The organism is Geomicrobium sp. JCM 19037 (genome assembly GCF_000698105.1).
Taxonomy (GTDB): Bacteria; Bacillota; Bacilli; order Bacillales; family Marinococcaceae; genus Geomicrobium_A.
Genome location: NZ_BAWZ01000017.1, coordinates 27,156 through 46,795, shown reverse-complemented (window position 1 = coordinate 46,795; position 19,640 = coordinate 27,156). Strand labels below are relative to the sequence as shown.

The window sequence follows — 19,640 nt, the reverse complement described above, 5'->3', positions numbered from 1 at the left end:
CTCTAGCATGAGTTACAATCAATCCCCTTCGTTTTGCAACCTCTCGTCCTCTGTAAACTCATCCTCACTATATCGCTCATTCTCTTTGTGTAAAAGGTACGTATCCAAATCACCGGTTAAGGAAAATAACTTCCAATAACTTAACATCCATCTCCACCCCTTCATTATAACGTATGATTAGAATTTACATATACAAAAGAAATCATGAGTAGTAATAGTTACCGTATTAAATAAAACGCCAATGATTGAATTGTCTTATAATTATAGTTAGCATCCATAAAAAAAACAATGGGTTCGATGTAAACACCATTGTTTCGCTCTCATCTGCGGAAATGTGAGTCAAATCTACATTTCGCGGTCGCTATATCCTTGTTCATTCAGGAATCTTGCTTTATTGCGCCAGTCTTTTTGCACTTTCACCCATAATTCTAAGAATATATCTGAGCCTAAAAGCACGCGAATGTCTTTTCTTGCTTCTTGACCGACCTTTTTCAGCATTGCTCCTTGCTTTCCAATGACAATCCCCTTTTGAGACTGTCTTTCGACAACAATCGTCGCTTGCACATACGTCTTTTGATTCGGTCTTTCTTTTACCGAGTCAATGATAACGGCAATGGAATGAGGAATTTCATCACGCGTATGAGCCAACACTTTCTCACGAATCAATTCAGCAATGATGAAGCGTTCGGGGTGGTCGGTAATTTGCTCGTCAGGGTAATATTTAGGCCCTTCAGGAAGATATTTGCGTATTTCTTTCGTGAGCACATCAACATTTTGGTTGTAAAGCGCCGATATAGGAATGACTTCTTTAAAATCGTAATGATGGCGATACTCATCAATTCTCTCCAAAAGCTGGTCTGGGTGGATTTTGTCTATTTTATTCATCACGAGAAATACCGGCGTGTTCACGCGTTGTAATGATTCAAGAATATAAGCCTCACCACCGCCAAACTTCTCGGACACGTCAATAAAGAAAAGAACCACGTCGACTTCTTTTAGTGTATCTAGCGCCTGACTCACCATAAATTCCCCAAGTCGATGCTTCGGTTTATGGATCCCCGGTGTGTCCAAGAAAATCATCTGTTCGTCTGCTGTAGTATGCACCGCTTGGATTTTATTTCTCGTCGTCTGTGGTTTATCACTCATGATAGCGATCTTTTGACCGATCACTTGATTGAGTAAAGTTGACTTCCCTGCATTCGGGCGCCCAATTAATGAAATAAACCCTGACTTGAATGAGTGGTTATTGCTTGTCATTCATATCTCCTGCCTCAAAAGCACCCGGCAATAATGTAGCGATCGTTACTGTCCGAGTCTCTCCTTTTAAATTTCCCAAAATCACTTCACCTGTGGAATCCATAAATTCCGCAATCACTTGTCGACATGCGCCGCACGGTGAAATAGGGCCGTCTGTATCTGCGGTTACATAGAGCTTTTTTATTTTACGATGGCCTTCAGACATCGCCTTAAATATCGCCGTTCGTTCTGCACAGTTCGTTAATCCATACGATGCATTTTCTATATTTGCGCCTGTAAACACTGTCCCGTCTTCAGTTTCTAAACTCGCTCCAACTTGAAACTTCGAATAAGGTACATAGGCGTTGCTTCTTGCTTTTTCTGCAAGTGTTTGTAAATCAGACATGAATCATTCACCTTTCTATAAAAATAAATTCATTACCGGTTCGTAAAACACAATAATGCCAACAATGACAGCAATCATACTATAGATGAGCACTGCGGCGGCGGCTACGTCTTTTGCTGTCTTTGCAAGGGGATGATACGTCGGAGACACGAGATCAACCACCCGCTCAATGGCCGTGTTGACCATCTCAAGTGTGATCACACCGCCGATAACAATGACTAGCATACCGATTTGCAAAAGGCCTACATCTAGCGAGATCGCTAGCAATACGATAAACAACGTCAAAAAACATGGATTTTCATGTTTTGCTCGTGCTTATAGACGTAATACAATCCACGCGCTGCGTAAACAAAAGAAAAACCTAGACGTCTTATGCCAGTTTTTTTACGTTTCTCTTTCCAATCCATAGGCAGTTAACAATTCCTCCTGCAACGCGAACATCTCTTTTTCGTCGGCCTCTGATTGATGATCATAACCGATGAGGTGTAGCAATCCGTGGATGGCTAGAAATCCGAGTTCGCGTTCGATTGAATGATTGTACTCCTTCGCTTGCTCTTTCATCCGCTCCACACAGATGACAATGTCCCCAAGCAGATGTTCATCTTGGAAACCATCGTCCTCTTCATCATCATTTAGAGCAAAACTAAGTACATCTGTCACTTCATTTTTGTTTCGATATTCATGATTTAACGCTTGAATTTTTGTTTTTGAAACGAAAAGTACGGAGCTTTCCGTTTCCACTGGAAGTTGCAATCGTTGGCAGCTACTGCTAGAATTTGAGTTACAAGTTCTAGTTGTTCAGCGGTGAGTTCTTCGGTTTCATCAATCACGTCGATCGGGTAATTCATTGGGCTGATTTCGACTCCTTTTCTTCATCTGGGTACTCAATTCGAGAGTGAAATGTTCCATGTAACGTTTCACACATTGAAGATGCGACGATTGCTAGCTCACGAACGGTAATATCACATTCGTCTAATTGCTGGTCCACGAGTCGATCTTGAATAATCGCATCTAGAGTGCTTTTATTTTAGCATCACTCGGTTCAGACATCGAACGGACCGCGGCTTCCACACTGTCGGCAATACCAATGACCGCTGATTCCTTAAATTGCGCTTTCGGTCCTGGGTACCGGTACGCTTCTTCCTTAGGATCTTCATCCATTTCTTTCGCTTTATAATAGAAAAACTTTAACATCGTTGTTCCGTGGTGCTGTTTGGCAATATCAACGATTTCTTTAGGCATCTGGTGCGCTTCTAACATCTTTGCACCATCATACGGATGGGCAATGATTAATGCTGCACTTTTCTTAGGCGGTAAGCGATCATGCGGGTTATCCATCTGCAGTTGATTCTCGATGAAATAGACTGGCTTTTTTGTTTTCCCGACGTCATGATAATATGCCCCAACACGAGCAAGCAATCCATTTGCCCCGATTGCCTCACAAGCCGCTTCTGCGAGATTTGCCACCATCACACTATGATGATAGGTGCCTGGAGCTTCTAACAAAATCTTACGCAACAATGGATGGTTAGCATTCGTGAGCTCAATGAGTTTCGTTTGTGACAATATATTAAATCCGGTCTCGAAAAACGGCAACAAACCTAAGGTGAGCACTGCCGATAAAAACCCAGATAAAATTGCAAAAGTAATTTCAAAGCCGAATGTAGAGAGTACAAGCTGTTGATTGTTAAACACATGTAGAACGGTCACAATCGCGGCGTTAACAAGCGCGATGTACACACCCGCTTGCAAAATTTTACCAGTCTAGGGTTCTTTCCGATAAAGAACACACCTGAAAACCCACTTAAAATTGCGTACACAAGAAACGACGAGTGAAAGGCACCTGCCGCTGACCCATTATAGATCACACTTGCGCACAATGACAATAATACGACTGAAAACAGGGCAATCCGATAGTTAAGCAGTTGGGCAAGCAACATCGCGCCTAAAGCGATCGGTGTGATCCAGATGACCCCGTGGACGTCTAATACCGACAAAATACTTATTAAAGTCATCAATGCGAGCATAATGAAAAACACGATCACATACAGCAGTAGATGACGATTGCTATGTTTAATTGGGCTACTTGTTTGCACTGTATAGAATCGAAACATTAAAAGCAACACCATGGTAAAAATGAGCAATCCTATGTATGGGTACGGGGTGATGGTTTCATCTAAGAGACCGACCAATCGCATTTGTTCATAAGCAGCAGGCCCAATAATCTCTCCTTCTTGTGCCAACAGTTGCCCTTCTCTAATGAGTACAGGATCAACTTCACTGAGCAGAAGCTGAACTTGCTCACTCGTCGCTTCATCGTCATAAATATAATTGGCGATAACGAGTGAACGCGTAATCTCAGTCACTGCATCATGTAGACGTGAACTGTTTAGTGAGTGCAACACACGTTCTTCAGCTTCATCGCGAGCCTCTGGCACTTCATCAACTGAAATCCCTTCATTCATCACCTCAAAAACCGAATTCCTAACGATATCTCTAGCGACACGCAGTTGTTCAGAGCTTGAGGTTAACAACGTCTCGATCGTAGACATCGTCAAATCACGGTCAACGTCTTGATTGACTGCTTCTTGCATATACTCCATTTGTTCTTCTAATTCAGGTGGTGAATCTCCTTCTGTGAGCTCATCTTCATCACGTTCCATGTCTGAAGACAACTGGATCGCAAGTCCAAAGATCGCGTTCACCTTTTCCGTTTGTGACTGAGCATAGTCACTTCGGAGCACGTATACAGTCGATCGTCGCAACAGCCTCTTGGCGCCGCTCAATCGTCTGCTCCTCATGCTCTACTGTAATGGGTGCTCGTATATCTGCAGGAGCCGGTTCTGATAGTGAAATATCTAGGCGATCAGGAACAACATTTGACACCATCGATCCAAATAATAATATTGCAAGCAAGAGAAATAAGCCGACCCTTATGGTTCGGGAACTTAAACGAAGCAAAGGTCGGCTCATATTTCTTGTTTTGTTTTTCACGTTCAGCACTCCTACGCTTGCAAATTCAATGGACGATTATTCATTGCCTTCTTGGTCATACGCTTCCAACACACGCTTTACGAGCGTGTGGCGCACAACATCGGCTCCTTGTAAGTAAACAAAACCAATGTCACGCACAGGCTTTAATATATCTGTCGCCACTTGCAATCCTGATTTTTTGCCTTTCGGTAAATCAACTTGCGTAAGGTCGCCGTTGACAATCATTTTCGAGCCAAAGCCAAGGCGGGTAAGAAACATTTTTATTTGTTCAGGCGTCGTGTTCTGCGCCTCATCTAGTATGACAAACGCATCATCCAGTGTGCGTCCTCTCATATAAGCAAGCGGGGCCACTTCAATGGTTCCACGCTCCATTAGTCTCGCCGTATGCTCCGTGCCAAAAATGTCGTGTAGTGCATCATAAAGAGGGCGTAAATACGGGTCGACCTTCTCTTTAAGATCTCCTGGCAAAAAGCCAGGTTCTCGCCAGCTTCAACAGCTGACGTGTCAACACAATTCGTTGGACAGCGCCTGCTTTTAACGCGCTCACCGCCATAACAACAGCCAAGTATGTTTTACCTGTCCCAGCAGGACCAATACCAAAAACCATATCATGATTGCGGATCGCTGATACGTACGTTTGTTGTCCTAGCGTCTTAACGACAATAGGTTTCCCTTTCGCATTAATTGCAATGGTCTCTTGATAAATGTGATTTAGTTTATCAAGCTTGCCTTCTTCGTCCAACTGCACAGCATAAATGACGTCACGTTCACTAATATCTGTTCCTTGACGAAGTAACTGCAACAATTTAATTAGCACTCGTTCCACGCGGTCAATATGCTCTTCAGTTCCCGAAACGACGAGCGCTTCACCTCTTGTCACAATGGACACATCAAGAATTTCTTCCATTCGTTTTAGATGTACATCATTCGGACCAAAAAGGGATTGCAACTCGAGTGAGTCTTGCACATGTAAATCGATGACTTTTCTCTCTGTCAAAATTCTCATTCTCCTTGTGATATCGGTGCTTCTTCAGCAATGTTTTCGATCACTTCATAATGGATGGATACTGTAACTTTACCATTGTCGGTTCGTGTCTGTAAAATATTTTCAGAAATCACTTCAGCGTCTGGCCCTAATTGTCTTCTTAATTCCCTGTCAGCCACTTGCTTTGCACGCTCACTAGCTTCATCTACGGAATAAGAAATTTCCCTTTGACCACGTTCTGAATAAGTCGTTCTTTCAATCGGTAATTCAATTGTCGTAAAAACGAGTGGAAGCTTTATCGACTCCGTTTGCTCATGGAAGTTGTCGAAATCTTCCTCAACTCCTCGTCCCCAAAACTGCCAAGCAAAATCCCCAAGTCGAAGCTCATACTGACTCGCCCGTTCCCCCGTGTACGTTTCTCCTCTTAGTGTCATCGGCACTTGAACCTGCCCTTGGTACCACGTTTCTGCTCGAATGGTTCCTTCAGCAGCAATCGCAGACTCTTCCCCTTCACGTCCAATCAGTCCTGAGATGAGTAGGTCGCCAACTTGGACGACGTCATTTAATTCGACAGCTGCTCGTCCATTTTCAACGTAAAGTTCATGAATGACACCGTTCTTCATTGCGACTAAATTTCTTGGAGATAATGCTTCTCTCTCCTCAGCCAATTGCTGCTCTACGACTTGAAACTGGTAGCTCGTACCCCTTTTCTCTACACCAATCCACGTTGCACCTGGGACTTCTTCGGAAACTCGTTGCTGAAGTTCCGATTCTGCAGGGATCCTCCATTGAGGACTACCTGGTGCTAAACCTTGATCTTGGGCCCATACACGTATTTCATGTTCGATTTGTGGCGAAGCTCCTTCAACATCGACCCTCCAAACCATTTGTGACAACAATCCAACAACGAGGAAAAACACGAGAATGCCTGCAACAAATCCAAAACGTCTAAAGCCCTTTTGTTTATATAAATACATGCCCTTTCGCTCACCAAACGACACTTTAATTGGGTAATTTCTTGCGATTTTTCGAAGCTTCTTCACATCAGGGATATTCATGATCGCCTGCACGTGACTCACATTCTTTCTTTCAACATTCACGAAAGAAATGTCGTGTTGAATACATTCATTAAGAATGATTCAATTTGTTCTCCCACGAGGAAAAGCTCAACTTGCCCTTTCCAATTTCGCTCGGTTTTTTGCACATTACTTCTCTCCTTTATTATGAATGTGGGCCACTTGATCAATTTGACCTTCAAGAATTAATTCATCTGGCAAAATCGCCTTTATAATCATCTCTTTGCCTGTGACAAGAAGCTCCCCATCACTTAAGCGAAGCTGCACATTGTCAGAGGAGAAAGAAAGAATGCCTCGGTGGTTTTCTATATACACATGGACGTGTCCGATCATTGTTACCCTACTGAGGCCAAGGGTCACATCAGCAGGAATTTGCATGCTTTTAGTCATAAGCTTTCTCAGCTTTCTTGATATGGACGCCACAAACATTCCCTCCTCAACTATACGTATGTCCTAATACGTGCGATCATCACTACGATTACGTTTTAGAACCGACCAAAAAAAAGCACCCTCAAAGGAGGATGCTTTATCTTATGACATATAACGCTTAGGTGTTCGCGGATTCGTTCGATGAGGTTTAGTACCTCGAGGTTCGGTTAATATTTCTGACCAAACCATCCCTTGAACGATATCTTTTCTGGAGATGTTTTTGAAGGAGACAAGCTCCCCTTCATCAACACGAGTAGCGATGCGTTTTTGCTTCGCTTGTAACTCCTTTGTTTTTGCTTGGAGCTCCTGTTCAGCTTGACGCTTTCGACGTCTCACTTCTTCACGACGCTTTTCAAATTCCTGCATTTCTTTACTCACAACAGTCGAATCTGGAGACGACGTCTCTTGTTGCTCGGGTGTACTAAGTGTCGAGTCCACACGTGGCTGGCGGCTCGTTGGCCGCTCTTGTTGCTCTTCTGACCTACCGCCAAACATTTCCTCCAGTTGCTTACCAAGATCACCAAATGGGCTTTCTTGACTTTCACCTGCCGAGGTTTCCGTACGTTCTGACTGCTGAGTTTCTTGTGGACGAGGACCTGTCCCTGGTTTGGAGCGTTCATTCGTCTTCTTGGAATTGGTAAACAAGTTCATAATGCTCGAAATGATCATCATGAGAATAATAATTCCAATAATCTCCATTCATCAGTCCCCCTTTCTTCCATTCAAAAAACTATCCTCGATTACGGTGCGGATCTTCGTCTTCATCATCTTTCGTAGCTTTGCCGATACTCTCTCTCATATCCGTATCCGCTTGCACGTTTTGGAAGTTCACGTAATCCATAACACCTAAGTTACCCGCTCTAAATGCTTCTGCCATGGCCATCGGTACTTCCGCCTCAGCTTCAACAACTTTCGCACGCATTTCTTCAACACGAGCTTTCATTTCTTGTTCTTTGGCAACAGCCATCGCACGACGCTCTTCTGCTTTAGCTTGTGCAATATTCTTATCTGCTTCTGCTTGGTCAGTCTGGAGCTCAGCACCAATGTTCTTCCCGATATCAATATCGGCAATATCAATGGATAGAATTTCAAAGGCAGTTCCTGAATCAAGACCTTTTGTTAGAACGGTTTGTGAAATCATATCTGGATTTTCTAGAACTTTCTTATGATCATTGTTAGAACCAATCGTGGAAACGATCCCTTCACCGACACGGGCAATGACTGTATCTTCACCCGCACCACCGACGAGGCGATCAATGTTCGCTCGTACTGTAATTCTTGACTTCGCTTTAATTTCGATACCGTCCATCGCTACACCCGCAATAAATGGTGTTTCAATGACTTTCGGATTTACACTCATTTGTACAGCTTCCAACACATCACGGCCAGCAAGATCAATCGCTGCAGCACGCTCAAATGATAAGTCAATGTTCGCACGATGCGCAGCAATCAACGCATTGACAACCCGGTCGACGTTACCACCTGCTAGGTAGTGACCTTCCAACATGTTTGTTGTAATATCAAGACCCGCTTTTTTCGCTTTGATTAGCGGGTTAATGACACGTTTTGGAACAACGTTACGTAAACGCATCCCGACAAGTTGAAAGATGCCGACTTTAACATTCGCTGCGATTGCAGCAATCCAAAGTCGAACAGGTACAAATGTGAATAGAACAGAAAGCAAGATGATTGCAATGGCAATCACGACAATGACCAAAAGCGGCCCTGTACTAATAATGTCCATTTTCGTAGTCCCCCTTTAATAGAATTACGTGCTTATTTGATCTCTCTAACGACAATACTCGCACCGTCTGTACGAACAACTTGAATCGACTTACCTTTCTCAATGAAACTACCTTCACTCACAACATCCACTTGGGTATCATTTATTTCACCAATACCTGCAGGTCTTAACGGTGTAAGAGCCACGCCTGTTTCATTTAACAAACGTTCTTTATCCGCTTTTCTCTGTGTTCCTTCTTCGCTTGAAACCTCATCTTGGAGCACAAGACGCTTCATTAAGCCGATACGTCCAAAATACTTGAACATAACGAATGCTGCGACACCTGCCGCTCCAACAGCGAGCAAAATCGAAAGAAAGATTTGTGAAGTATCAAAAGAGGCAAGATAGATACTGCCGATAATAGACCCAACCCCTAGTAAACCAAACAATCCGAAGCCTGTAAATACGATTTCGACAACAATCAGGATAATTCCTATAATTAATAGGATTAAACTCTCCCAACCTGCAAATCCAGCAAACAAATGCCCAAAGAAAAACAAACCAAGTGATGATAATCCAACAATTCCTGCAATGCCAAAACCAGGTGTAAAGAATTCAGTAATAAGTCCAACTGCACCTACAGCAAGAAGAATCGAGATCATGGCTGGATGTGTAATCCAGCGTGTCATCGTTTCTGCTAAAGCTTGGTCTTGCTCAACGACTTCTGCGTCCGCTAAATCAAGAGCGGCTAGCACGCCTTCTCTGTCTTCTTCAATGCCTTCAGCATAATTGTTCTTTAACGCTTCGTTTGCATTTATAGATATCGGATTGTCAGGGTTCACCATCTGTCCAGCAATGTCTGGAGGCCGGTCATGTTCACTGCTCGCTGCAGCTGTTCTCATTTCCGTCGCCCAGTTTTCAGCGACTTTCTGGTCAGCAGCATTTCCCGCACCATCAATGACACTTGCATTTCCGATTTGTGCGCCGGGTTGCATAAAGATGTTGTCCGTATAAAGAGCAATGTATGCACCTGCAGAAATGGCTCCATGGTCTTCATTCTTTACGAATGTAGAGATCGGAACATCGGTTGCTTGAATCTTATTCACGATGTTTGTCGCGGCATTCACTGCCCCGCCTGGTGTATCCATTTCTAATAGAATGTGGTCTGCACCGTCTTCAACTGCGTCCGTGATCGCCCGATCCAAGAAAGCTTCTAAACCACGTTCTACGGTTTGCTCAACCGGGATCACATGCACGGACTGATTGCTATCAGCCACAGACTGAAATGGCAATACCATACCCGTGATGAGAAGTAAGAGGAAAAGAATTACACGACTTCTTTTTCCCATCTGCTCCCTCCCCTTCATGATGATCATTTATTTGCGAACTTACTCGTATTGTAACCGCTATAATTTAGTGTACACAATATATAAGCTAGAACACAAGTAATCCACACCTTCTGCCTAGTTTTACGTGTGCGTCGACCCAAAGGTTTCAAAAAATGCAAAACCCCCGATGCAAATCTGCACCAGGTTGATTCATTTCAGCCAATATTAGAACTTACGCTTACGCGCAGCTTCTGATTTTTTCTTCTTTTTAACGCTTGGCTTTTCATAATGTTTACGCTTGCGGACCTCAGCAAGTGTACCGTCTTTAGAAACATTCTTCTTAAAACGACGCAATGCTGAATCGAGCGACTCATTCTTTCTTATACGTGTTTCAGCCATTTGAATCCCTCCCTCCGCAGTACCGCTCACAATCATGACATTCACTTGTACAATATGATGTCATTTTAGTAAATTGTAATGGAAATTCGTCTGTTTTGCAACACCAATCTTTGAATTTCCACAAACTCGCTTCATAAATCTCCTCGGCATGCCATAACTATAAGCATTGGGGGACGGGCTATGGAGTATTCATTTATGATGATCGTTGTTTATATATTTATTTTTTTATTCGGTATTGCGATTATTCGTCTTGGATTAGAGCAGGCAACCCCTGCGCGTGTAAAATCGTTAATTGAAAGAAGTACGAGCCACCCATTAGCCGGACTCTTTGTCGGCTTTGCAGTTACTGCTGTTCTCCAGAGCAGTACGCTGTCATGGTGCTTGCTGTCAGCCTCGTAGCCGCTCGTGTCATTCCTTTTAGACAAACGATTGCAATCATTTTGGGAAGCAATGTCGGGACAACCATCACCCTTGAACTTCTCGTTTTCTCTGGTGAAACACTCGGCATGGTTACGCTCGTTCTTGGGGTTGTTGCCTTGCTCACGAGAAAGCGCTCGTTATTTTTATTTGGGATGACTTTCTGTGGGATTGGTTGTATGTTTCTTGCCATGGACGGTATGGGTGAGTGGGAGAAGCCTTTGCAAGTCATGGGTTTGCAAGCACACTGATCGAACACAACATGTCTAACCTTGTGTCAATGCTCGGCGGAACCGTACTCGCATCGATTATCCAATCCAGCACGGCTGCGATTGCGATTGGCATTCAGTTGTATGCCAATGAAGTGCTCAGCCTCGAAGCTGTCATTAGTATTATGATGGGGGCCAATGTCGGCACTTGCCTTACGGCTGTTCTTGCCGCATTCGGAGCAGGTCGAGGTGCGATGCAAACCGCTATGGCGAATGTGTTTCTAAATCTTGGGGGTGCGTTACTTTTTTTGCCATTTGTTTCGCTATTTGCCTATTTCGTCATGCAACTCACAACAGATCCCGCTACTCAAGTCGCTCATGCTTCTGTGCTTTTTAACGTCATATGCTCGCTGTTACTCTTGCCTTTCATCCATCCTTTTGCTTCACTCGTCGAACGAGTAACTGGCGAAAAATAAAGAAAGACGAATCGGGAAACATCCCCCTTCGTCTTTCCCTCGTTAACTACACAAATTGTTTTGCGTCGTGGTCGATGACGCGAACAAACTCTGCCTCACTCTCAGGATACCCTGCTCGAGTGATTTTCGCTTTGACAATTTGCCCGACCATTTCTTTTGTCGCTGGAACTCTTACTTTTAAGTAATTGCTCGTATATCCAACAAACATCCCCGAATCGTCTTTCGCTTCTTCCTCAGGAATTACTTCTACCACTTCGTTTTCAAATGATGATGCGTACTGCTTTGCCAGTTGCTCAGACAGAGCAATGAGCTTTTGCACACGTGCCTGCTTTACGTTGTCATCCACTTGATCGTCTCTTCTCGCTGCTGGTGTACCTGTACGCTTTGAATACGGGAACACGTGCAGTTCGGAATAGCCCATCTCTTGGATAAATGCGTACGTCTCTTGAAACTCTTCTTCTGTCTCTCCAGGGAACCCGACAATCACATCGGTTGTAATCGCCAAGTCGGGGAAGATTTGCTTCAACTTCGCCACACGCTCTTTATAAAATTGCGTTGTATACTTTCTTCTCATTCGTTTTAAAACCGTGTCTGAACCTGCTTGTAAAGGAATGTGAAAGTGATTCACAATTTTATTCGAGTTTTTTACAACCTGAATGACTTCATCAGTAATTTGACTCGCTTCAATCGATGAAATTCTTAGTCGTTTAATGCCTTCAACTTCTTCAAGTTGTTGTAGAAGCTTAGCAAAGTTGTAGTCTTTAAAATCCTCACCGTATCCTGCTGTGTGGATTCCAGTGAGTACGATTTCTTTATAGCCGGCCTCAACGAGTTGCTTTGCTTGTTGAAGAACTTGCTCAGGTTCTCTTGAACGAAGCAGCCCTTTTGCCCAAGGAATGATACAAAATGTACAGAAATTGTTGCATCCTTCTTGAATCTTTAAGCTTGCCCGTGTGCGATCACGAAACGCCGGAACATCCAACTCTTCGTACGTACGGGTTTTCATAATGTTACCGACCGCATTTTTTGGCTCTCTTGTTTGTTTAAATTCTTCAATGTAGCCGATCATCTTTTTACGATCTTGAGTACCAACGACGATATCAACACCCGGAATATCCATAATTTCCGCTGAAGATGTTTGTGCATAACATCCCGTCACACAAATGACGGCATCGGGGTTGTTACGGATTGAACGGCGAATCACTTGCCGACTTTTTTTATCTCCTGTGTTTGTTACTGTACACGTATTAATAACATACACATCAGCAGGGTTCTCATCTGCGGTCTGCGTGTAACCCGCCTCTTTAAATAATTGCCAAATGGCCTCTGTTTCATAGTGGTTGACCTTGCAACCTAACGTATGGAAAGCAACGCTTGCCATCGGTCTTCACCTCTTAATTTCGTATTCATAACTGAGCATGCTAAGAAGAGCAGTAGATGCCGTTTCTGCCCTAAGTATTCTGGGACCTAAGCTTATAGACGCAAACCCTGCATCTTGAAACAGCTGGAATTCACTTTCACTAAAGCCCCCTTCAGGTCCAAAAATCGCGAGCACAGAAACAGGCAGATGAAGCGCTTCTAATTGTTCGTATAACGCATGATGATTCGTCCCTCGACCCGACTGTTCCGAGACGACCCACACCACATCATAACGGTCCGCTATTAATAATAATTCCTTTGCAGAAGCAACGTGTTGAACTGCTGGCAGTCGCAGCCTTTCCGATTGCTCTGCAGCTTCTTGAACGATCTTTTTGTAGCGGCCGAGCTTCTTGTCTTGCTTCTTCTCGTCCCATTTTACGACGGAATGCTTTCCTCCAAAACCAATAAACCCAAAAGCACCTAACTCCGTTGCTTTTTGCAGCATCCATTCAAACCGATCACCTTTAATGTCTGCTTGCGCGATTGTAACATGAACGGGTAGTTCCGCGCATGTTTCGATCGTTTCTGAAAACTGTGCCGTCACCTTCTGTGCTTGTACAGATGTAATGGTAAACTTTCCTGCTTTTTCATTTTCATCTACACATATGAACTCATCGCCTGCACTCATTCTCATCACCCGTTCAATGTGGTGAGCTTGTTCGCCTTGGAGAACGACTCGGTCCCCTTCTACGTCTTCATTTTGGATGAAATATCGTTGCAACCCCCTACACCTCACTCATTCGTTGTGCGTGAATCGCGACCCAATCCTTCATTTCATGAACGTCTATGACGGTGAACCCGTGCAGCGATAGCACATGTATAACTTCTGCTTTCTTTGATGAGATGATGCCCGAAACGAGCAAATGTCCGTTTTGTTTCAAGTGATTTTGCACCGATGGAACCATGCGGATCACGATGTCACTTAACAGATTGGCCACAACTACATCTGCTTTTTCTGTTGAGGCTGTTTCAGCGAGCAAGTCTCGTTCTGTCACTTCAGTAGATTCAGCTGTTTGATTACGCTCGATGTTTTCTTTGGCCACCTTCACCGCGACCGGGTCCAAGTCAAATGCTTGTACGTGACGAGCACCTAGTTTCACCGCTGCAATGCTTAATATACCCGAACCTGTACCGACATCAATGACGCGGTCTCCAGGTTGAATTAACGTCTCCAGTGCCTGTAAGCATAAAAGCGTCGTTTCGTGTGTGCCCGTTCCAAATGCCATGCCTGGGTCCAATTCGATGATCGTTTTCTCGTGATCCGTTGCACTGACAGGCTCCCACGAAGGGACGATGCGAAGCGTGTTGCTCACATCAATCGGTTTATAATATGTCTTCCATGCCTCTGACCAATCTTCTTCACGGATCGTCTGTTGTTCGATGTTTATCCTTTTACTGGCAAACTACTTTCTCTTTCCAATTGCTCAAGTGCACTTGTAATGGCGTTCATCGTTTCATTCAAACGCTCGTCAATAGGAAAATATGCTTTCAACACGACGCCAGACGTCGGCAAATGATCAACCGAAGGCTTACCGATAATATCACTGCCCCACTCAGGCTCGTATTGACGATCGCGACTGTCTTCGATAACGATCCCATTCGCACCCTGTTCATTTAACAGGTCAGCGACTTGTTCATGTGCTTCATGGGATGTATGTAAGCGACATTCTGTCCATTCCATTAATCGAAACCTCCTCATCGATAAAGCTGGTTTCCTCTAGAGGAAACAGCTTTCATCATCATTCGTGTTAATCTCCGCGAAATGCCCGTTTCACTTTATCGAAGAAGCTGTCGCTATGCTCATCAACAGTTTCTCCACTTTCATCGGCAAATTCCTTTAGTAATGACTTTTGTTTATCGGACAATTTCTTAGGTGTAATCACTCGAACCGTGATTAACTGATCACCCGTACCACGTCCGTGGACATTTGGTGCACCTTTACCTTTTAGTCGAAATTGTTTGCCCGTCTGTGTACCTGCAGGTACTTTAATCTTCACTTTCCCACTTAAAGCAGGAACTTCAATCTCATCACCAAGCGCTGCCTGTGTAAAGGTGAGTGGCATTTCACACCTTACATGATCTCCATCACGTTCAAAAAACTCATGCGGCTTCACATTGATTACAATGTATAAGTCTCCAGGAGGGCCGCCGTTCACACCTGCTTCGCCTTGGCCAGCTTGTCGCATTTGTTGACCATGATCAATACCCGCAGGCACGCGTACTTTTACTTTTTTGCGTTTTTCAACGCGACCGTCGCCTCCGCACGTATTGCATTTATCTTTGATCGTTTGACCTGATCCTTCACAACGATCACAAATTCTACGATTTACGACACGGCCAAACGGCGTGTTTTGTTCAACATTTAGTTGACCGCTGCCGCCACACCTCCCGCACGTTTCAGGCGATGTGCCTGGCTTTGCGCCTGACCCTGAACACGTTTGGCAAGATTCTTCCCGCGGAATTTCAATCTCTTCCTCTTTGCCAAAAACAGCCTCTTTAAATTCCAACGTCATTGTATACTGAAGGTCTGCTCCTTGTCGAGGTGCATTTGGATCTCGTCTGCCCCCGCCCCCGAAGAACATGTCAAAAATATCCCCAAAACCGCTGCCACCAAAATCTCCAGCACCGCCGCCGAAGCCTTGATTCGGATCGGTATGCCCAAATTGATCATAGTGGGCTTTCTTTTGAGAATCGCTTAAGGTGTCATACGCTTCTTTTACTTCTTTAAACTTCTCTTCCGCATCATCTTCTTTATTGACATCTGGATGATATTTTCTTGCAAGCTTACGGTAAGCTTTTTTTATCTCATCAGCAGATGCATCCTCACTGACGCCGAGCACTTCATAGAAGTCGCGCTTACTCATTGTCCAAATCACTCCCGTTAGTAACTACATGGCACTCATCTTACATTGGTTTAATGATGACAGCAACAACCATCAAGAAAAAAGTCAAAGCCTAGAGAAACTGACTTTGACTTTATCTCTTGAAATGATTATCTATTGTTTGTTGTCGTCTTTTTTCTCTTCGTCGTCTTTCACTTCTTCAAAGTCAGCATCAACGACGTCTTCTTCTTGACCGGATTGCTCTTGGTTTTCAGCAGCGCCTTCTTGCTCAGCGTTTTGAGCCATTTGCTCATACATTTTCTGAGAAAGTGCATGAACGATTTCTTGGAGCTCGTCTTTCGCCGTGCGGATCACTTCAAGGTCAGTTCCTTGCAACGCCTCTTGAAGCTTCGCTTTAGCTGTTTCAGCATTTTCTTTGTCTGCAGCTTCTACATTTTCACCTAAATCTTTAATCGTTTTGTCTACGTTAAAGACGAGGCTGTCTGCTTCATTGCGAAGTTCAGCTTCTTCTTTCTTGTGTTTGTCCGCTTCCGCATTTTCTTCTGCTTGTTTTACCATGTCTTCAATCTCATCATCTGATAAACCAGAAGAAGAAGTAATGGTAATGGACTGTTCTTTGTTTGTTCCTTTGTCTTTGGCACGTACATTGACAATCCCATTCGCGTCAATATCAAAGCTTACTTCGATTTGTGGAACGCCACGAGGTGCTGCTGGAATATCGTTTAACTGGAAACGTCCAAGCGTTTTGTTATCCGCTGCCATTTCACGCTCTCCCTGTAACACATGGATGTCTACAGATGGCTGGTTGTCAGCAGCTGTCGAGAACACTTGCGACTGGCTCGTAGGAATCGTTGTGTTTCGCTCGATCAAGCGTGTAAATACGCCACCCATCGTTTCGATCCCTAGTGAAAGTGGTGTCACGTCTAGCAAGACGACATCTTTCACATCTCCAGCGAGAACACCTGCTTGCACAGCAGCACCTAGTGCTACGACTTCATCAGGGTTTACGCCTTTATGTGGATCTTTACCCGTAAGTTGTTTGATGCCCTCTTGAACAGCAGGAATTCGTGTTGAACCCCCTACAAGAATAATTTTATCAATTTCAGATGCAGAAACTCCTGAATCTTGAATCGCTCGACGCGTCGGTTCCATCGTTCTTTCAACGAGATGAGAAGAAAGTTCGTCGAATTTCGCTCGTGTAAGGTTCATTTCAAGGTGTTTCGGTCCTGAAGCGTCAGCTGTAATAAACGGAAGTGATAGTTGTGTTTGTGTCACACCTGAAAGATCTTTCTTCGCCTTTTCAGCTGTATCTTTAAGGCGTTGCATCGCCATTTTGTCTTGTTTTAAGTCAATGCCGTTCTCTTTTTTGAACTCATCAACCATGTGGTCAATAATCACTTCATCGAAGTCATCCCCACCTAGTTCGTTATCACCAGAAGTTGATTTCACTTCGAAAAAGCCATCGCCAAGTTCAAGGATGGATACGTCAAACGTACCTCCACCGAGGTCATAAACGAGGATCGTTTGATCTTCATCTTTTTCGAGTCCATAAGCGAGCGCTGCCGCTGTCGGCTCATTCACGATTCGCTCGACTTCAAGTCCAGCAATCTTTCCTGCGTCTTTTGTTGCTTGACGTTGTGAATCATTGAAATACGCCGGTACGGTAATAACAGCTTTTGAAACCGTTTCTCCAAGGTAAGCTTCTGCGTCAGACTTAAGCTTTTGGAGAATAATCGCTGAAATTTCTTGTGGTGAGTAATCTTTTCCTTCTGCTTCAACTTTATGGTCTGTTCCCATATGTCGTTTGATTGAAAGAATCGTATTCGGATTCGTGATCGCTTGGCGCTTTGCGACCTCACCTACTTGACGCTCACCATCTTTAAAGGCAACAACCGATGGTGTTGTACGATTGCCTTCTGGGTTTGGGATGACGACTGCCTCGCCACCTTCCATTACGCTACGCAAGAATTTGTTGTTCCTAAGTCAATACCGATTACTTTACTCATTGCTATATCCTCCTTGATTCCGTTCTAACTCAAACCATTTGTTTCTATTCGTTACGCGTTAACCTTCACCATTGCTGGGCGGATCACACGATCTTTAAGTTGATATCCCTTTTGCAGTTCTTCCACAACTTGGTTGCTTTCAAACCCTTCTTCTTCCACTTGCATAACTGCTTGATGGAAATTCGGGTCAAATGGCTCTCCTTCAGTCTTAATCTCGGTAAGACCTTCAGAGCGCAGCGATTCTTGCAGCTGCTCATACACCATTGTCATTCCTTTATGGATGCTCTCTGCCTCTTCTGATTGTGGTGCATGATCTAAAGCACGCTTGAAATTGTCCATCGCTGGAAGCAACGACTCGATAAGCTTTTGCGAGCGATACTTTGCATCGGACTCTTTTTCCATACGCGTGCGTTTGCGGAAGTTATCATAATCCGCCTGTTGCCTTAACACTTTTTGTTTAAGCTCATTTAGCTCGTTTTGAAGACGGTCTTCTTCACTTTGCTCAACTTCTTCATCCGGAACCGATTCCTCTGTGTCAGGCTCAATAATTTCAACCTCTTCTGCAGTTGGTTCTGTTTCTTCGTTTGTTTTCTTATCTTGTTCTGTCATACATTGACACCTCCAAGCCACATGAAATCACTCGGAGCATACGCCTATCCATCATGCCGATACAGTTTCGTCAAGGATGCTGACAACCCGTCGGCCATTTGTTTGATAATCCGAATGGCTCGCTCATATTCCATACGTGTCGGGCCGATAAGCCCGATAGAACCTACAGACTTTCCATCGATCGCATACGTGGCTGTTATCATGCTAATATCATCAAATAATTTCAAGTGGTTCTCCTCACCAATCTTTACGGTAAGACCACTCGTATTCGCAGAAGACAAAAATGAATATACTTCACCGCTATCTTCCAACCATTGCAACATGGCTCTCACGCGATCAACATCTTTAAATTCAGGTTGAACGAGCAAGTTCATTAAGCCGTTGTAGAAGATCTGTTCATCGTTCCCTGGCTTAAATGCACGGTGCAAAAACTGAAACATCTCTTTATAATGATGAACGTGTTTATCCAAAATCCTTTCAATTTCAACAGTCATTAGACTTTCCCATTGACCAAGTGGACTATTGGACAACTGTTCATTCAAGATGTTCACAAATTTCTCCAGATCCGTTGCACTCATGTTCTCTGGAATATCAAACGTTCGATTTTCGACATGACCAGAATCGGTCACTAAAATCGCAACCGCTTGCGATGAAGAAAGCGGGATAATTTGAATTTGCTTTAACTTCGTGTTTGATATCGCAGGCCCGAGAACGACGGAAACGTAATTCGTCATCTCCGAGAGAATTGCAGCGGTTTTTCTCATGACCGCTTCGACTTCAGAAACTTTCTGGTCAAAAAAATGTTGCACAAAATCAAGTCGTTGACTTTGAGGTTCATTGGCATATAATAGCTGGTCAACATAGAGTCGGTATCCTTGATGAGACGGAATTCTGCCTGCAGAACTATGCGGCTTAATTAAAAATCCCATCTCTTCCAAGTCAGCCATCTCATTTCGAATCGTAGCTGCGCTAAACGTCACATCAGGTCGTTTTGATATACTTCTTGAACCGACGGGCTCAGCACTTTGGACGTAGTCATCGACGATGGCTTGCAGAATGAATAACTGACGACGACTTAACATGTG

The 19,640-nt window shown here is 44.0% G+C and carries 22 protein-coding genes and 3 pseudogenes; 2 read left to right on the top strand and 23 right to left on the bottom strand.

What is annotated here, in order from left to right; translation table 11 throughout:
* Positions 1-18 precede the first annotated feature (18 nt).
* The 15 genes and pseudogenes from JCM19037_RS24350 to rpsU all read right to left on the bottom strand — a co-directional run bounded on the left by JCM19037_RS24350 (position 19) and on the right by rpsU (position 10,576).
* Entirely contained in the window at positions 19-147 is a 129-nt protein-coding gene (locus tag JCM19037_RS24350) for a YqzL family protein (RefSeq protein ID WP_152549040.1), read from the bottom strand.
* Between the two features lie 198 nt (positions 148-345).
* The gene (gene era / locus JCM19037_RS11225; protein ID WP_042401093.1) at positions 346-1,257 is read right to left on the bottom strand and encodes a GTPase Era; all 912 of its coding nucleotides are present in this window, start codon (positions 1,255-1,257) and stop codon (positions 346-348) included.
* Complete coding sequence (locus tag JCM19037_RS11220) at positions 1,244-1,642, bottom strand: cytidine deaminase (RefSeq protein WP_042401090.1); 399 nt, start codon at positions 1,640-1,642, stop codon at positions 1,244-1,246. The genes era and JCM19037_RS11220 overlap by 14 nt, the downstream gene beginning before the upstream one ends.
* A gap of 15 nt (positions 1,643-1,657) precedes the next feature.
* Positions 1,658-1,921, bottom strand: coding sequence for a diacylglycerol kinase family protein (locus JCM19037_RS11215; RefSeq protein ID WP_238544674.1), 264 nt, complete (start codon positions 1,919-1,921; stop codon positions 1,658-1,660).
* 105 nt (positions 1,922-2,026) lie between these two features.
* On the bottom strand, positions 2,027-2,395 hold the full coding sequence (gene ybeY / locus JCM19037_RS11210; protein WP_152549039.1) for an rRNA maturation RNase YbeY: 369 nt from the start codon (positions 2,393-2,395) through the stop codon (positions 2,027-2,029).
* A 258-nt stretch (positions 2,396-2,653) separates the two neighbouring features.
* Positions 2,654-3,382 carry an HDIG domain-containing metalloprotein gene (locus JCM19037_RS28500; RefSeq protein WP_255357896.1) on the bottom strand — a complete coding sequence of 243 codons (729 nt, stop codon included), beginning with the start codon at positions 3,380-3,382 and terminating at the stop codon, positions 2,654-2,656.
* Positions 3,349-4,428, bottom strand: a complete 1,080-nt coding sequence (locus tag JCM19037_RS22775; RefSeq protein WP_193744746.1) for a hypothetical protein — start codon at positions 4,426-4,428, stop codon at positions 3,349-3,351. Before JCM19037_RS22775 ends, JCM19037_RS28500 begins: the two co-directional genes overlap by 34 nt.
* Positions 4,373-4,636, bottom strand: coding sequence for a hypothetical protein (locus JCM19037_RS25100; protein ID WP_052363809.1), 264 nt, complete (start codon positions 4,634-4,636; stop codon positions 4,373-4,375). The genes JCM19037_RS22775 and JCM19037_RS25100 overlap by 56 nt, the downstream gene beginning before the upstream one ends.
* Positions 4,637-4,672: 36 nt before the next feature.
* Positions 4,673-5,642 (bottom strand): annotated as a pseudogene (locus JCM19037_RS11200) (PhoH family protein).
* Positions 5,639-6,757, bottom strand: coding sequence for a sporulation protein YqfD (gene yqfD, locus JCM19037_RS11195; protein ID WP_255357901.1), 1,119 nt, complete (start codon positions 6,755-6,757; stop codon positions 5,639-5,641). Before yqfD ends, JCM19037_RS11200 begins: the two are co-directional and overlap by 4 nt.
* 69 nt (positions 6,758-6,826) lie before the next feature.
* Positions 6,827-7,120: a sporulation protein YqfC gene (yqfC, locus tag JCM19037_RS11190; protein WP_238544673.1), complete on the bottom strand. Its 294-nt coding sequence runs from the start codon at positions 7,118-7,120 to the stop codon at positions 6,827-6,829.
* Between the two features lie 108 nt (positions 7,121-7,228).
* Positions 7,229-7,825, bottom strand: coding sequence for a hypothetical protein (locus JCM19037_RS11185; protein ID WP_042401084.1), 597 nt, complete (start codon positions 7,823-7,825; stop codon positions 7,229-7,231).
* A 31-nt stretch (positions 7,826-7,856) separates the two neighbouring features.
* Positions 7,857-8,870, bottom strand: a complete 1,014-nt coding sequence (gene floA, locus JCM19037_RS11180; protein ID WP_042401080.1) for a flotillin-like protein FloA — start codon at positions 8,868-8,870, stop codon at positions 7,857-7,859.
* Positions 8,871-8,902: 32 nt separating this feature from the next.
* Positions 8,903-10,198, bottom strand: a complete 1,296-nt coding sequence (locus JCM19037_RS11175; protein ID WP_042401077.1) for a nodulation protein NfeD — start codon at positions 10,196-10,198, stop codon at positions 8,903-8,905.
* Positions 10,199-10,402: 204 nt separating this feature from the next.
* Positions 10,403-10,576 (bottom strand): 30S ribosomal protein S21, encoded by a 174-nt coding sequence (rpsU, locus tag JCM19037_RS11170; RefSeq protein ID WP_042401074.1) that lies wholly within the window; start codon positions 10,574-10,576, stop codon positions 10,403-10,405.
* 180 nt (positions 10,577-10,756) lie between these two features.
* Here rpsU and JCM19037_RS30100 point away from each other — a divergent pair.
* Positions 10,757-11,244: pseudogene (locus tag JCM19037_RS30100) on the top strand (Na/Pi symporter).
* A complete protein-coding gene (locus JCM19037_RS22755; RefSeq protein ID WP_193744744.1) occupies positions 11,202-11,678 on the top strand; it encodes a Na/Pi symporter in 477 nt (158 codons plus the stop codon). The pseudogene JCM19037_RS30100 and the gene JCM19037_RS22755 overlap by 43 nt, the downstream one beginning before the upstream one ends.
* Before the next feature lie 46 nt (positions 11,679-11,724).
* Here JCM19037_RS22755 and mtaB read toward each other — a convergent pair whose 3' ends face one another.
* The 8 genes and pseudogenes from mtaB to hrcA all read right to left on the bottom strand — a co-directional run bounded on the left by mtaB (position 11,725) and on the right by hrcA (position 19,637).
* Complete coding sequence (mtaB, locus tag JCM19037_RS11160; protein WP_042401072.1) at positions 11,725-13,059, bottom strand: tRNA (N(6)-L-threonylcarbamoyladenosine(37)-C(2))-methylthiotransferase MtaB; 1,335 nt, start codon at positions 13,057-13,059, stop codon at positions 11,725-11,727.
* A gap of 6 nt (positions 13,060-13,065) precedes the next feature.
* The gene (locus JCM19037_RS11155; RefSeq protein WP_042401069.1) at positions 13,066-13,818 is read right to left on the bottom strand and encodes a 16S rRNA (uracil(1498)-N(3))-methyltransferase; all 753 of its coding nucleotides are present in this window, start codon (positions 13,816-13,818) and stop codon (positions 13,066-13,068) included.
* A gap of 4 nt (positions 13,819-13,822) precedes the next feature.
* A complete protein-coding gene (gene prmA, locus JCM19037_RS22750; RefSeq protein ID WP_255357900.1) occupies positions 13,823-14,464 on the bottom strand; it encodes a 50S ribosomal protein L11 methyltransferase in 642 nt (213 codons plus the stop codon).
* A gap of 17 nt (positions 14,465-14,481) precedes the next feature.
* Entirely contained in the window at positions 14,482-14,778 is a 297-nt protein-coding gene (locus JCM19037_RS28495) for a 50S ribosomal protein L11 methyltransferase (protein WP_052363803.1), read from the bottom strand.
* Positions 14,779-14,845: 67 nt separating this feature from the next.
* On the bottom strand, positions 14,846-15,961 hold the full coding sequence (gene dnaJ, locus JCM19037_RS11145) for a molecular chaperone DnaJ (RefSeq protein ID WP_042401067.1): 1,116 nt from the start codon (positions 15,959-15,961) through the stop codon (positions 14,846-14,848).
* A gap of 132 nt (positions 15,962-16,093) precedes the next feature.
* Positions 16,094-17,946 (bottom strand): annotated as a pseudogene (dnaK, locus tag JCM19037_RS11140) (molecular chaperone DnaK).
* 51 nt (positions 17,947-17,997) lie between these two features.
* Positions 17,998-18,555 (bottom strand): nucleotide exchange factor GrpE, encoded by a 558-nt coding sequence (gene grpE / locus JCM19037_RS11135; RefSeq protein WP_042401066.1) that lies wholly within the window; start codon positions 18,553-18,555, stop codon positions 17,998-18,000.
* Between the two features lie 44 nt (positions 18,556-18,599).
* A complete protein-coding gene (gene hrcA / locus JCM19037_RS11130) occupies positions 18,600-19,637 on the bottom strand; it encodes a heat-inducible transcriptional repressor HrcA (RefSeq protein ID WP_042401064.1) in 1,038 nt (345 codons plus the stop codon).
* Between the last annotated feature and the right edge of the window lie 3 nt (positions 19,638-19,640).